This window comes from Telmatospirillum siberiense, from assembly GCF_002845745.1.
In the GTDB taxonomy this organism is placed as follows: domain Bacteria; phylum Pseudomonadota; class Alphaproteobacteria; order Rhodospirillales; family Magnetospirillaceae; genus Telmatospirillum; species Telmatospirillum siberiense.
This window is the reverse complement of the sequence record NZ_PIUM01000001.1, coordinates 71782-85548: the sequence shown is the minus strand read 5'-3', so window position 1 is coordinate 85548 and position 13767 is coordinate 71782. Positions and strand designations below refer to the sequence as shown.

12 protein-coding genes are annotated in these 13767 nt (G+C 62.4%); 11 read left to right on the top strand and 1 reads right to left on the bottom strand.

The features are described from left to right. The first annotated feature begins 24 nt into the window (after positions 1–24). Positions 25–1707, top strand: coding sequence for a methyl-accepting chemotaxis protein (locus CWS72_RS00430; protein ID WP_101248584.1), 1683 nt, complete (start codon positions 25–27; stop codon positions 1705–1707). Positions 1708–2009: 302 nt separating this feature from the next. Here the strand turns inward: CWS72_RS00430 and hisC are convergent, their stop codons facing one another. Further along, on the bottom strand, positions 2010–3068 hold the full coding sequence (gene hisC, locus CWS72_RS00425; protein WP_101248583.1) for a histidinol-phosphate transaminase: 1059 nt from the start codon (positions 3066–3068) through the stop codon (positions 2010–2012). A 571-nt stretch (positions 3069–3639) separates the two neighbouring features. Here hisC and CWS72_RS00420 point away from each other — a divergent pair. The 10 genes from CWS72_RS00420 (at position 3640) to CWS72_RS00375 (ending at position 13655) form a co-directional block, all read left to right on the top strand. Next, on the top strand, positions 3640–4380 hold the full coding sequence (locus tag CWS72_RS00420; protein ID WP_101248582.1) for a metal ABC transporter ATP-binding protein: 741 nt from the start codon (positions 3640–3642) through the stop codon (positions 4378–4380). Next, positions 4377–5246: a metal ABC transporter permease gene (locus tag CWS72_RS00415; RefSeq protein WP_101248581.1), complete on the top strand. Its 870-nt coding sequence runs from the start codon at positions 4377–4379 to the stop codon at positions 5244–5246. The genes CWS72_RS00420 and CWS72_RS00415 overlap by 4 nt, the downstream gene beginning before the upstream one ends. Before the next feature lie 50 nt (positions 5247–5296). Next, entirely contained in the window at positions 5297–6202 is a 906-nt protein-coding gene (locus CWS72_RS00410; protein WP_199175487.1) for a metal ABC transporter substrate-binding protein, read from the top strand. Between the two features lie 302 nt (positions 6203–6504). Continuing rightward, positions 6505–7293 carry an acid phosphatase gene (locus tag CWS72_RS00405; RefSeq protein WP_199175486.1) on the top strand — a complete coding sequence of 263 codons (789 nt, stop codon included), beginning with the start codon at positions 6505–6507 and terminating at the stop codon, positions 7291–7293. A gap of 217 nt (positions 7294–7510) precedes the next feature. Beyond that, on the top strand, positions 7511–7960 hold the full coding sequence (locus CWS72_RS00400) for a Fur family transcriptional regulator (protein WP_101248579.1): 450 nt from the start codon (positions 7511–7513) through the stop codon (positions 7958–7960). A 209-nt stretch (positions 7961–8169) separates the two neighbouring features. Continuing rightward, positions 8170–10506 carry a TonB-dependent receptor gene (locus CWS72_RS00395; RefSeq protein WP_101248578.1) on the top strand — a complete coding sequence of 779 codons (2337 nt, stop codon included), beginning with the start codon at positions 8170–8172 and terminating at the stop codon, positions 10504–10506. Positions 10507–10508: 2 nt separating this feature from the next. Continuing rightward, positions 10509–11147, top strand: a complete 639-nt coding sequence (locus tag CWS72_RS00390; RefSeq protein ID WP_101248577.1) for a MotA/TolQ/ExbB proton channel family protein — start codon at positions 10509–10511, stop codon at positions 11145–11147. After that, a complete protein-coding gene (locus CWS72_RS00385; RefSeq protein ID WP_101248576.1) occupies positions 11144–11545 on the top strand; it encodes an ExbD/TolR family protein in 402 nt (133 codons plus the stop codon). The genes CWS72_RS00390 and CWS72_RS00385 overlap by 4 nt, the downstream gene beginning before the upstream one ends. After that, positions 11542–12225, top strand: coding sequence for an energy transducer TonB (locus CWS72_RS00380; protein ID WP_101248575.1), 684 nt, complete (start codon positions 11542–11544; stop codon positions 12223–12225). The genes CWS72_RS00385 and CWS72_RS00380 overlap by 4 nt, the downstream gene beginning before the upstream one ends. A gap of 275 nt (positions 12226–12500) precedes the next feature. Then, positions 12501–13655, top strand: coding sequence for a 1-propanol dehydrogenase PduQ (locus CWS72_RS00375; RefSeq protein WP_101248574.1), 1155 nt, complete (start codon positions 12501–12503; stop codon positions 13653–13655). Positions 13656–13767 lie beyond the last annotated feature (112 nt).

Here is a 13767-nt window from a genome sequence, read left to right as displayed (position 1 = left end):
CGACGGCGCCGGTCAGGATCCATCATGCTGAAGCGGTTGGGAATCTCTGCGAAATTGATCTTCCTGGTATTTGGCGGAGTGATCGGGTCCGCCATTCTGGCGGCTTTCGCCCTCTATTTCCTGCATTCGACGATGATCGACGACCGCGTAACCAAGGTTCAAAACCTGGCGGAAGCGGCCCGCGACATCGCCAAGACCTTCGACGGGAAGGTCAAAGCCGGCGAAATGGATCTGGCGGCGGCACAAGCGGCGACCAAGGCGGCCTGGCGCAGCATGCGTTATGGAAACGGTGACTATTTCTTCGCCTACGACTACGAGGCGACCTGCATCGTGCAGGGTCTCGTCCCCGAACGGGAAGGGAAGAATTTCCGGGAAGACAAAGACGATCATGGCTATGCCTTTCTGCCGGACATGATCAGCAAGGCCCGTTCCGGAGGGGGGGCCGTCTTCTACAACTTTGCCAAGCCCGGGGCTCAAGGCTCATTCCGCAAAGTCTCCTCGGCCGCCGACTACGCGCCCTGGGGCTGGGTTGTCGGGACCGGGATCTATATCGACGATGTCGATACTGAATTTTCCAATATTGCCTTGAAATTTGCCGCGATCATCGGGCCGGTCACCCTGATCCTCATCGTCGGCGGTCTGCTTTTGGCCCGCAATATCGCCAATCCGCTGCGGCGCCTGGCCACTGTCACCGATCAATTGGCACACCAGGATTTCGATGTCCATGTCGGGGAGACCGAACGCGGCGACGAGATCGGTCTTCTGGGGCGGTCCATCGAGGTCCTGCGCGACGGCGCCCGTGAAGCGAGCGAGCTGCGCCAGGCACAGGAACAGGCAAAATTACAGGCCGAGGAGGAAAAACGCCGGACGCTGAACGAATTGGCCGATCAGTTCGAAGCCGACGTCAAGGGCGTGGTGCAAACGGTGGCCTCCGCCTCCACCGAGATGCAAAGTACGGCCCAGTCCCTGTCGTCGGTGGCGGAAGCGACCAGCCAGCAGGCCGCGGTTGTCGCCGCCGCGTCGGAAGAGGCCAGCAGCAATGTGCAGACGGTGGCCTCCGCCGCCGAGGAACTGAGTTCGTCGATCCACGAGATCAGCCGTCAGGTCAACGCGGCGGCGGGAATTTCCAGCAACGCGGTGACACAGGCGGCGAGAACCAACGACATCGTCAACGGCCTGGCCAGCTCGGCCGACCTGATCGGCAACGTCGTCAAATTGATCCACGACATCGCCAGCCAGACCAATCTTCTCGCCTTGAACGCCACCATCGAAGCGGCGCGCGCCGGTGACGCCGGCAAGGGATTCGCCGTGGTCGCCGGGGAAGTCAAAAGCCTGGCCAATCAGACGGCAAAGGCAACCGAGGAAATTTCTCAACACATCGCCGGCGTGCAGACGGCGACCGGCGAAGCCGTCACCGCGATCCAGGAGATCAGCGCGACGATCTCCGAAATCAGCCAGATCTCGGCCGCGATCGCCTCGGCGATCGAGGAGCAGGGAGCCGCCACGCAGGAAATCGCCCGCAATGTAGAACAGGCATCGGCGGGAACCCAGGAAGTCTCCCGCAACATCGCCGGCGTGACGGAAGCGGCCGACGAAACCGGGACCGGAGCCGGTCACGTCCTCGAAGCGTCCACCGAATTGTCGAGACAAGCGGAAACCCTGGGCAACCAGGTCGATCGCTTCATCGACCGCATCCGCAAGTCCTGATGCCAAACAACGCGCGATCCGGGCATTGTGCCAAGGTCGCGCGTTGTCGTTTTCCGGAATGCCGGGCACAGGCGTCCGGGCGTCGGATTTGACGCGATCTGGAGCCTGTCGTCAGTTACCACTTTTCCGGTATTTTTGTTTCACGATTCAATCAAAAGACGTCATGCCCGGCTTTGAGCCGGGCATCCACGCCCCCGAACAAGTCTCCGTCGTTCGCTCCCTCCACGTGGATGGCCGTGTCGAGCACGGCCATGACGGTTTTTGGGGCACCAGCACCGTATCCCGGTAACTGACGACAGGCTCTAGGAAAGCAATGCCCGTAGCGCGTCAACCAGCCGATCGCATTGAGCGTCGGTCCCGATGCTGATCCGCAAATAGTCCTTGATCCGCTCTTTCGGAAAATGCCGCACGATAACGGACCGCTCGCGCAGTCCCCCAGCCAGAACGGCGCCGCCATGGACGGGATGGCGAACGAACAGAAAATTGGCCGCCGACGGCAATATCTCGAAGCCGAGGTTCCGCAAAGACAGGGTCAGACGGTCTCGGCTTCCGATGACGCGGCGCCGCGTTTCCTCAAACCAATCGTCATCTTCATAGGCCGCGATCGCCCCGGCCTGGGCAAGCCGGTCTAAAGGATAGGAGTTGAAGCTGTCCTTGACGCGTTCCAGGGCCTCGATAAGGGGCCGTTGTCCGATGGCGAAGCCGACACGCAGCCCGGCGAGAGATCGCGACTTGGAAAACGTCTGGATGACCAGCAGATTGGGAAAATTGGCGACCAGGGGGATCGCGCTCTCGGCCCCGAAGTCCACATAGGCCTCATCGATCACCACCACCTGATCGGGGTGATCATGCGCCAGTTCCGCAATGGATTGGCGAGTCAAGGGGCATCCGGTCGGGGCATTCGGATTGGGAAAGATGATCGCCCCGCAGGGTTGCCTGTAGTCGGTGATATCGATCCGCATCTCTGCGGTAAGAGGCACCTCCCGATATTCGATCCCGTAAAGGCCGCAATAAACCGGATAGAAGCTGTAAGTGATATCGGGGAAAAGAAGCACCTGATCATGCTTCAGCAGGGCCTGGAACGTATGGGCAAGAACCTCGTCGGAACCGTTGCCGACGAACACCTGGTTCGCCTCCACGCCATTGCGGGCGGCGATCGTCGCCCGCAATCGGGATGACGTCGGATCCGGATAGAGCCGGAGACCGTCCGTGGCTTGAGCCCGGATCGCCGCGATGACGCGGTCCGACGGACCATAGGGATTCTCGTTGGTATTCAGCTTCACGAGGTCGTCGAGGACGGGCTGCTCGCCAGCGACATACGGCTTCAACGTGTGGACAAGCGGACTCCAGAAGCGGCTCATTTCATATCACTTCACAACAGAAAAATCACCATGGCGCACCGGTATCGTTTGCCAGCTTTTGGTTACGCCGATGCTCATCTCGATCCCGGCTGGCACTCTGAAGAGTAACTATCTCAGGCAATATCCGGAGGGGGAGAAAAACTCTACCTACCCCATTTTCATAAGAAGAGAAATTATATTCACCGTCGCCCGAACCGCTCTTTTGTTACCAAAATATCAACATTCATCTGATGGCCGGAATTGGGGAAATCACCTTAACCCGGATTCCCGGACAGCTCATCGGTCTTGCGGAGAGGACCAAACCGGTTCATAAATGCAACGTTATAACATTTCATTTATGAACCGTACCCTCGGCACGAACGCCTTCTTTTGGAAATCCCGGAGATCAGATGCGCCCCCTAGGCCTCACCCCCAAGCTCGTCACATCGAAGCCTGCCGACGGCCGAATATCAGACGGCCCCGCCTCGCCTTTGGCTTGGAACGCGGCTTATCGCGGCCTCTACGCGGTGATTGCGATTTGCGGCCTGTGGTCCGCGGTCGGCTGGGCGCTGGGCTGGTGGGGAAACCCGCAATGAACGCCATCCGCCTGACCGACGTCACTCTCGGTTACGACCGCCATCCGGCGGTTCACCATATCGACGGCCATTTCGAGGACGGCAGCATGACCGCCGTCATCGGACCCAACGGTGCCGGAAAAAGCACCTTGCTGAAAGGAATCATGGGCCTGCTGCCGCCCCTGACCGGCGCGATCACCCTCGACGGCGCGACATGCGGGGATATCGCCTATCTGCCGCAGCAGGCCGACATCGACCGGGAATTTCCCCTGTCGGTCCTCGATGTCGTTCTGCTTGGCGCCTGGAAATGGACCGGACCCTTCGGCGGAGCGACGCGGGCCATGCGGCAGCAGGCCGAGGAAGCGTTGCGGGCGGTCGGCCTGGAGGGATTCGGGAAACGCCAGATCGCCGCCCTCAGCGCCGGCCAGCGGCAACGCATGTTGTTCGCCCGGCTGCTGTTGCAGGACTGCCGGGTGATCCTGCTCGACGAACCCTTTACCGCCATCGACGCCCGCACCACCGCCGATCTGCTGGCCCTGGTCAATCACTGGCACGAGGAACGGCGCACCATCATCGCCGTCCTGCATGACTTCGTGCAGGTCCGCCGGAATTTTCCGCAGACCCTGCTGCTGGCCCGGGAAACCATCGGATGGGGCGCCACAGCCGAGGTTCTGACCGCGGAAAACCTGCTGGCCGCCCAAAACATGTGCGAGGCCGGGGACGACCGCGCGCCGCCTTGCCGAAGGAGCGCGTCATGATGGCGGACATTTTCCTCGATCCCTTCACGCATTTCGAATTCATGCGCCGGGCGCTGATCGCCTGTCTCGCCCTGGCTTTGGGCAGCGGCCCCGTGGGTGTCTTCCTGGTCCTGCGGCGCATGAGTCTGGTGGGGGACGCCTTGTCTCACGCCATTATGCCGGGCGCCGCCGCCGGCTTTCTGATCGCCGGCCTGTCCCTGCCAGCCATGAGCCTGGGAGGCTTCGTCGCCGGCCTCTGCGTCGCCTTGCTTTCGGGAATCGTCACCCGCCTGACCAGACAGCGCGAAGACGCCAGTTTCGCCGCCTTCTATCTGATGTCGCTGGCCGCCGGCGTCCTCATCGTCTCGATGCGCGGCAGCAACGTCGATCTCATGCATGTGCTGTTCGGAACCATTCTGGCGGTGGACGACCTGTCGCTCCTCCTTGTCGCCGGCATTGCGTCGGTAAGCACCCTTCTCTTCAGCCTCATCTACCGGCCCCTGGTGGTCGAATGCTTCGATCCGGGTTTCCTGCGCTCGGTTCACGGCAGAGGCAGCGTCTATCACATGGCGTTCCTGGTCATCGTGGTGCTCAATCTGGTCGCCGGCTTCCAGGCCCTCGGCACGCTGATGGCCGTCGGCTTGATGATGCTGCCGGCCGCCGCCAGCCGGTTCTGGGCCCGCGAGGTGTGGAGCCTCGGCCTGCTTTCCATCGCCCTGGCCTTCCTGTCCGGGTACGCCGGACTGGTGATTTCCTTCCGCCACAACCTGCCCTCGGGGCCGGCCATCGTCCTGTTCGCCGGGGCCATTTATGTCTTTTCCTTCGTCTTCGGCAGCAATGGAGGGCTGATCGGCGCATTGCTGCCGAGACGACATCTGCAAGCCTGACCTTTCCCCAAATCACCCATCGCCACGACAAACAATGAACGGAGTTCGCAATGATGCGGAAAATCGCTGTAGCCGCCGGTATATTCGCCTTTTTCCTGGCCGGCTCGGCCTCGGCAAAGGAACTGACCGCGGTGGCCAGCTTCACCGTGCTGGCCGATATGGTCCAGCAGGTCGGCGGCGCGCATGTGCATGTCAAAAGCCTGGTCGGCCCCAACGGCGACCCTCATGTCTATGAACCGACGCCTTCGGACGCCGACGCCCTGGCCCATGCGGATCTGGTCTTCGTCAGCGGGCTGGGCCTGGAAGGCTGGATCGACCGGCTGATCTCCTCGTCAGGCACCAAGGGCAAGATCATTGTCGCCTCAGACGGTATCGCCGCGCGCACCATGGTCGATGAGGATGACGGCCCCACCAAGGGCAAGACCATTACCGACCCCCATGCCTGGAACAGTGCCGCCAATGGGGCGATCTATGCCGCCAACATCGAAAAGGCCCTGATCGACGCCGACCCCGAGGATGCCGCCGACATCAAGGCCAGCGGTGATCGCTACATCGCCCAACTGCGCGACCTCGACGCCTGGGCCCGGAAGGAAATCGACGCGGTGCCCAAGGCCAGACGGAAGGTGATTACCAGCCACGATGCGTTCTCCTATCTGGGCGCCGCTTACGGCATCTCCTTCCTGGCCCCTCAGGGCGTGTCGAGTGAAGCCGAACCGACGGCGGCCCAGGTGGCTGCCCTGATCCGCCAGATTCGCGCCGAAAAGGTCAAGACGGTGTTCATCGAGAACCAGACGGATCCTCGCCTGGTGACCCAGGTGGCGCGCGAAGGCGGCGCCAAGATCGGTGGCGAACTGTATCCGGAAGCCCTGTCCAAGGCGGACCAGCCGGCTTCCACCTACGTCAAGGCCTTCACCTATAATATCGAGACTCTGAAGGCCGGCATGCTGGGGAAATAAGGGCCCCCACGACGATCGCCCCGGTTCGGCCCGCATGGCGGCCGAACCGGGGAACGATGGAAAAGTTTCCTCAAAATTTCTTGAAAAAGTGGCGGGAAATAAAGGCTCTATAGCCATTCGGCGTAAGTGGGGCAAAAGGCCGGGCATGACGATTTCGGGTTTTTCCGCACCTGCGTGCCCGGCCTTTTGCCCCACTTACCATCCGACTCCCACTTCCCGTTTCGACGCTCGTTCTCCGCACCGTCCCCGCGCCGTCGCACCGATCCGGCGGTGCAGGACAATCAGTCCAAGATGAGGTTTCCATGAAACGTCTTGAATCTCTTGTCCGGCCATTTCTGGTAATCCTGCTCACCGCAAGCCCGATGACGGTCTCCGCCAAAAGCGATCTTCAGGGTTATCTTTCGCCGGACGGCGTGGATATCGTCAAGATTCTGCCGCCCGCCCCGGCCAAAGGGGACGCCCGCTACGAGGCCGATCGCGCAATTTTCAAGACGACGCGCAGCTTTGCCGGTTCGCCCCGATGGGCACTGGCGACCAACGATGTGAAACTATCCACGTCCGACATGCTTCGCGACTTCAGTTGTGCCGCGGGGGTTGCGCTCACTCCTGAAACCGTGCCGCATCTGGTCCAAGTGGCGGAAAGGGCCGGCGTCGACACGGCGCGCAGCGCAGGCGTCGCCAAGGATTATTTCAAGCGGCTCCGCCCCTATCGGATCGACGAGGGAGAAATCTGCCAACCGGCGGCGGAGCTTGGCGACAGTTACGACTATCCGTCCGGTCATACGACACGAGGCTGGACCTGGGCTGAATTGCTTGCCGAACTGCTTCCCGATCAGGCAAGCGCCATTCTCGCCCGGGGTCGGGCCTTTGGGGAAAGCCGGATCGTCTGTGGCGTGCATAATGCGAGTGCCGTCGAAGCCGGCCGCCTGACGGCGGCCGCGGCCCTTGCCGCCGTTCACGCATCCCCGGAGTTTCAGGCGGACCTCACGGCGGCAAAGGAAGAACTCGCCGCTTTGCGCGCCGACGCCAAGGCAGCGCGTCCACGAGACTGCGCGGCCGAGTCCAGCCTCGTGGCCCAACCGATCTTCTAGAACAAGAACGGTTAATACCAAGTTCTTGGTGATCGCAACCGATCACCGAGCCCTCAATGGGCCAGACCAAGTCTCGATGAATCATCCTTATCGAGACTTGGTATAAGGCTTTTCGGCCTGGAAAGTCCCGACGGCGAACGCCACAAAGTGGGGTTGACTTGTTATGTTATAACATTGCATATTTATCCCAACGAACGAATTTGATGGTTCTGATTTCATGACGCCGGCAGCCCGCCTGTTCACAAAAGCTTCGGTTTCACGGGCACCAGACCGGCCATTGCGGCTGACGCCCCTGAGGTCGGGCATTCTTGAAATCGTCACACGCCACAGGAGACCGATCCGGGCCTATGAGATCCTGGAGCAACTGTCCGGCCACATGGGAAAACGAGTTTTCCCGCCCACCGTCTACCGGACTCTCGATTACCTGACGCGCAGCGGCGTCGTCAAACGTATCGAATGTTTGAATGCCTATGTCGCCATTCTCCAAACGGCCGACACCTCCCTCCTGTTCATTTGCAACGCTTGTGGCTCCGCTGTCGGCGTTCCGGATCCGGACATAGACGGTTCCCTGGCGAAAGACGCCGACGCGGCCGGATTCGCAATCGAACACAGTCTTCTGGAGGTTCGGGGGTTGTGTCGGAATTGCCGCTCGCAGGCTGACTCATAGATACGGGGCATGACCGTTCCGGGTCCCGATGTCGCTTTTAAATAGCGTTCCGGACAACGGTCCGGCGGCATTTTCTTCTCCATCCGGAAGCGGTGGAAACGACGGCCGGAGCGGAAACATCGTCCATGATGCCTCCCGGACGGCCAGCGAGGGCTTGCCTCGAAAACAAATTGTTACGTTATTACATTTCATTTTGTGGGGATGATGATATGAAACGCTACCAAACCGGAACCGCCCTGGCATTGCTCATGGCCTTCGCCCATCCGGCTTCCGCCCAGCAGGCCGCCATCCAGGGCGATGTCCGCGACGCCCTGGGGCGGCCGCTGGCCGGTGTCACCCTCGTGCTGGAAGGCGGCGACGGCAAAGCCGTCGCCCAAACCACCGTCGACCAGAATGGGCATTTCTCCTTCCCCGGCGTGTCAACCGGCACCTATGCCGTCGTCGCCACCAAGGACGATTATGACACGGCCACGGCCGTCGTTTCGGCCAACGCCGCCGGCCTGGCGAATACCCAACTGGTGCTGCGGGCCCATGCGGCATTGAACATGGCCGTCGTCGCCAAACAACTGGACGAAGCGCGCAACAACCTGTCGCCGCAGACCGGCACCAGCGCCTATACCATCGACAGCCAGGCCATCGCCGACCTGCCCCAGGGCGCCAACACCTCCTTCAACCAGGTTCTGGAACAGGCTCCCGGCGTCGCCCGGGACTCCTATGGCCAGGTCCATGTCCGCGGCGAGCACGCCAATCTGCAATACCGCATCAACGGCATTCTGCTGCCCGAGGGCATCAGCGGGTTCGGGCAGGTCCTGGACAGCCGCATCGTCGACCGGGCGCAACTGCTGACCGGCGCCCTGCCGGCTCAATACGGCTATCGGACGGCCGGCGTCGTCGACATCCAGACGAAGAGCGGCGCCTTCGAGCAGGGAGGTCTCGCCGATTTCTACGGCGGCAGCCACAGCACCATGCAGCCGTCGCTCCAATATGGCGGCAGCGAAGGTACCCTCAACTATTTCGTCACCGGCAGCTATCTGACCAACAATGAAGGAATCGAGCCGCCGACATCGGCCCTTCATCCCCTGCACGACCATACGGATCAAGGCAAGGGATTCGGCTATTTCTCCTATCTGCTGAACCCGACCAACCGGCTCAACGTCATCCTCGGCAGTTCGGTCGGACAGTTCGAACTGCCCAACAATCCCGGCCAGAGTTCCTCCTTCTCCCTGAACGGAGCGGCCGATCTGCCGTCGTCGCGGCTCAAGGAAAGCCAGCGCGAGGAAAATCATTACGGCACCGTCGCCCTGCAGGGCACCATGGACGACTGGGGCTATCAATTGGCCCCCTACTACCGTTATTCGAAATTGCGTTTCAAGCCCGATACCATCGGCGATCTGGAATACAACGGCATCGCCTCGGACGTGCTGCGGACCAATTTCGCCACCGGCATGCAGGGCGACGGCAGCTATCGGGTGAACGACCAGCACACCCTGCGATCCGGCGTCGAGATCCAGCATGAACGCGCGGTGGCCAACAACAGCTCCAGCGTCTTCCCCCTGGATAATTCCGGCAATGCGCTGACCTCGCCGGAAACCATCGTCGACGACCAGGCGAAGAACGGCATGCTCTACGGCGTCTATCTGCAAGACGAATGGACGCTGACGGACAGGCTGACGATGAACTACGGCGCCCGGTTCGACGCGGTCAACGCCTATGTCAACGAGACCCAGTTGAGCCCGCGACTGGGCTTCGTCTATCAGCTGACCCGGGCGACGACGCTCCACGCCGGTTATGCCCGCTATTTCACGCCGCCGCCGCTGGAACTGGTCGCCTCGACGTCGGTCGACAAATTCGCCAACACCACCGGCGCGCCGACACTGACCCAGAACGACCCGGTCAAGTCCGAGCGCTCGCATAACTTCGACGTGGGCGTGACCCACAAGCTCACCGACCGGATTCAGCTCGGACTGGACGGCTATTACAAACGGGTCCGCAATCTGCTCGACGAGGGCCAGTTCGGCGCGGCGCTGGTTTACACGCCCTTCAACTACGCCCAGGGCCGAATCTACGGAACGGAGGCGACACTCTCCTACACCGGCGAAAAGGTGACCGGCTATCTGAACTTCGCCGCCTCGCGCGCCGTCGGCAAGGACATCATTTCCAGCCAGGTCAGCTTCGACGATCCGGCGGAGCTGGCCTATATCTCCAACCACTGGGTCCATCTGGATCATGATCAGCTCTACACCGCCTCGGGCGGCCTGTCCTACCAGGTCCTCAAGGACACGCGGGCCAGCATGGACAGCATTTTCGGCAGCGGGTTGCGCAAGGACTTCGCCAATACCGGTCACCTTCCCTGGTACGCCACGCTCAATCTCGGCGTCACTCAGCATCTCGGGATCTTCGACGACTCCGGGATCGACGTCCGTCTGGCCGTCGTCAATCTGTTCGACACCGCCTATGAACTGCGCAGCGGCACCGGCATCGGCGTCGGCGCTCCGCAATTCGGGGAACGCCGCGGCTATTACGCGGGCCTGAGCCGGAAGTTCTGATCATGGAAACCTCCGTTCTCTCGGCGCTGGCCGGCCTGCGGGCCGGCGGCGTCTTCATATATCCGCTGCTGGCGGTCGGCTTGCTCGGCGTCGCCTGCATCGTCGATCGCATCTACGTCTTCCTCCGCCACGCCCGGCTGCCTTCGGCCTTGGCCAAACAACTCGCCGATCCCTATTTCGCCTGGGATGGCGTTCACCGCCTTTTGTCGGACACCCCGTCCGGCAACGACTATGTCCGCTTTTTCGAGGTGATCGTCGATAATGCCGCCCGCCCCGTCTGGTGGATTGAAACCCGTGCCGCCGATCAGGCGGCACTGACCGAACGCCGCCTCGACCAGGGTCTGTGGATTCTTGAAACGGTGGTGACGGCGGCGCCGCTGCTGGGACTATTGGGCACCATTTCCGGCATGATCGGCGCTTTCCGGCTGTTTGGCGGCACCGGCGCCGTCGATCCCGGCGCCGTCACCGGAGGCGTGGCGGAAGCGCTGATCGCCACCGCCATCGGCATTGTCATCGCCCTCATGGCCCTGGCCGCCTACAACTTCTTCAGCCACCGGCGCGCCATCGTTCTCGATGAAATGGAACGTTTGGGGACCCGGCTGATCGACCGCATCCGCCTCGACCGGGGAGAGGCGGCATGAAGCTCAAGCCTTCGCGCGCCAGGCGGCGGGGCCGCATCGAAATCATCCCGATGATCGACGTGATGTTTTTCCTGCTGGCGACCTTCATGCTGGCCTCGCTGGCCATGCAGAACCTGCATTCGCTGCCGGTGAACCTGCCCCAGGGCAATGCGCAGTCCCTGCAAGTCGCCAATCCGCTGACCCTGACCGTCACCCGGGAGGGACATCTGATGGTCAATGAGGAGCCGACGACGCTGGAGGGGCTGGGCGAGGTCCTTCGCCCCCGCCTGACCGACGACGCCGGAACGGTCATCGTCAATGCCGATACGGATGCTCCCAACGGCGTCGTGGTTCAGGCGATGCTCGCCGGCCGCGCCGCCGGCGTGGAAAAATTCCTGTTTGCCGTTCGCCGAAAATGACCCCATGGACCGAACGATGGCGGCGGGCGGGCGTGGTGACGCTCGGCACGACGACAGTGGTCGTCCTGGCGATCGCCGCCGGTTACGCTGCCCTCGTCCATCCGATGGCTCCCTCCCCGGTTCCCCGCCCGATGACCGTCGAGGCGGGCCTGGTGGAGACGGCGCCGACACCTCCGGCACCGCGTCGGGCGGATCCTCCGCCATCTTCGGAACCACCGGTGCCTTCCCCATCGCCCGAACCACGCCGGCAGGCTCCTCCCGTCGCGAAGCCGAAGGAACCGAGGCCACATCCGCCGGCGCATGCCCCGGAGGGCGCCGCCCCCCCGCCTTCGCAAACGACGGAGACGGAGACGGCGGAAAAAGCGGCCCCGACGGTCGCACCGCCCCCACGAAATGATGGGTTACCAGGAGGAACCAGCGCCGCCCGGGCCATCGCCCAGCCAACTCCGGTCATTCCTCCCGAACTGCGCCGCCATCTGCTGGCCGTGGAAGCGGTGGTGCGTTTCACCATCGCCGCCGACGGCAACGCCACGGCAGACCTGGAGGAGGCCACCCCGGACCCCCGGCTCAACCAGATCCTGCTCGACGCCTTTCGCCATTGGCGGTTCTTTCCTGCCATGCAGGACGGAAGGCCCACCGCCTCCACTCTCGTTCTCCGGGTGCCGATCAGGGTGGAATAGCTCTCACCCGGGTGATGGCAAGCCTCGATAGATCCGTCGACCCAGCGACGACATCGCGTCAATGAGCGTCGATGCTTCGACAGCGCACGGCGGCTCGTCCCGCCGCATATTTCGCGGAATGCCTTTTGAATCCTGACGCCACAACCGTCGCCTTCCCTCACGGCGCGCTGGCACGGCTCTTGCGCCGAGGCGAGGGCTGCGGTTGCGGCTTTTCGTCCGACCAGGCTTCGTCATGGCGGATCCGCACGCATGCATGTTCGGTGAGAATTTCAGAAATGACCCACACCCTCCACTTTTCCTTGAAGACGGACATCGTATACGGGCCGGGCCTGCTCGATCGCCTGGAGGATTTTCGCGGTCAGCGAATAGGCATCATCACGGACGCCGTCATGGTTTCTTCGGGCGCGCTGGAGCGGATCCGCGCCCGGTTGCCCGATTGCGTGGTGACGGTGTTCGCCGATGTGGCGCCGGAAACGCCTCTCGGGGTGATCATGAAGGGTACCGCCTGCCTGGCGGAGTTCGCGCCGGACGTCATCATCGCCCTCGGCGGCGGATCGTCGATGGACACGGCCAAGGCGATCCGGGCGAGCTTGCGGGAAATCGACGGATCGAAGCGGATCATCCTGATCGCCGTGCCGACGACCAGCGGAACCGGTTCCGAGGTGACCAATTATACCGTCGTCTCCGATCCCGAGCAGGGACGCAAATATCCCCTGTGCTCGGATGACATCCTGCCCGATATCGCCCTTCTGGACCCGGAGCTGGTCAAAAGCGTGCCGCCGCACATCACGGCCGATACCGGCATGGACGCGATCACCCATGGGCTGGAGGCCTATGTGTCGACGAAGGCCTCCGACTTCACCGACGCCTTCGTCGAGAAGGCGCTCGATCTCGCCTTTAGCAGCCTGCCGCTGGCCTATGCCGACGGCAACGACCTCCGGGCCCGCGAGGCCATGCATCACGCCTCCTGCATGGCCGGCATCGCCTTCAATGCCGCCGGACTGGGGCTGGCCCATGCCCTGGCGCACGCCATCGGCGGCAGATTTCATATCTCGCACGGCAGAATCAACGCCATGCTGCTGCCCCATGTCATCGAGTTCAATGCCGGTATTTACAATTCCTCGGTCGCGTCCAGCGCCTCTTGCCTTGTCACGGCCAAACGCTATTCGGCGATCGGCCGCCGTCTCGGAATCGAAAGCCCGACGGTGAAGGGCGGCGCGAAGAATCTCGCCCGGGCCGTCAGCCGTCTGAATGCCAGGCTCTCCATCCCGGCGACGCTGAAGGCCCTCGGAATCGATATGGCCGAATACGCCCGTGGTGAAGAGGAGTTGATTCAATCCGCCCTGGCGGACACCTGCCTCGCGACCAATCCGCTCAAGCCCGCTTCCGAAGATATAAAGGCGCTGATCCGGACCTTGGCTGGAAATTGAGGGTAAGCGAGCAGATCCCGAAGGGAAAGCCGACTGTGGCCGGAGAGCCGTAGCAGCCCGCATTTGAAATTCGCAATGAATGACGGTTCGCGATATTTCAAATGCAGGCCAC

What these genes read in the sequence shown, in the direction of transcription:
- hisC (WP_101248583.1), bottom strand. Translation starts at nt 3,068, where the DNA reads ATGAGCCGCTTCTGGAGTCCGCTTGTCCACACGTTGAAGCCGTATGTC.
- CWS72_RS00390 (WP_101248577.1), top strand. Translation starts at nt 10,509, where the DNA reads ATGGAAACCTCCGTTCTCTCGGCGCTGGCCGGCCTGCGGGCCGGCGGC.
- CWS72_RS00405 (WP_199175486.1), top strand. Translation starts at nt 6,505, where the DNA reads ATGAAACGTCTTGAATCTCTTGTCCGGCCATTTCTGGTAATCCTGCTC.
- CWS72_RS00420 (WP_101248582.1), top strand. Translation starts at nt 3,640, where the DNA reads ATGAACGCCATCCGCCTGACCGACGTCACTCTCGGTTACGACCGCCAT.
- CWS72_RS00395 (WP_101248578.1), top strand. Translation starts at nt 8,170, where the DNA reads ATGAAACGCTACCAAACCGGAACCGCCCTGGCATTGCTCATGGCCTTC.
- CWS72_RS00415 (WP_101248581.1), top strand. Translation starts at nt 4,377, where the DNA reads ATGATGGCGGACATTTTCCTCGATCCCTTCACGCATTTCGAATTCATG.
- CWS72_RS00385 (WP_101248576.1), top strand. Translation starts at nt 11,144, where the DNA reads ATGAAGCTCAAGCCTTCGCGCGCCAGGCGGCGGGGCCGCATCGAAATC.
- CWS72_RS00380 (WP_101248575.1), top strand. Translation starts at nt 11,542, where the DNA reads ATGACCCCATGGACCGAACGATGGCGGCGGGCGGGCGTGGTGACGCTC.
- CWS72_RS00400 (WP_101248579.1), top strand. Translation starts at nt 7,511, where the DNA reads ATGACGCCGGCAGCCCGCCTGTTCACAAAAGCTTCGGTTTCACGGGCA.
- CWS72_RS00430 (WP_101248584.1), top strand. Translation starts at nt 25, where the DNA reads ATGCTGAAGCGGTTGGGAATCTCTGCGAAATTGATCTTCCTGGTATTT.
- CWS72_RS00375 (WP_101248574.1), top strand. Translation starts at nt 12,501, where the DNA reads ATGACCCACACCCTCCACTTTTCCTTGAAGACGGACATCGTATACGGG.
- CWS72_RS00410 (WP_199175487.1), top strand. Translation starts at nt 5,297, where the DNA reads ATGATGCGGAAAATCGCTGTAGCCGCCGGTATATTCGCCTTTTTCCTG.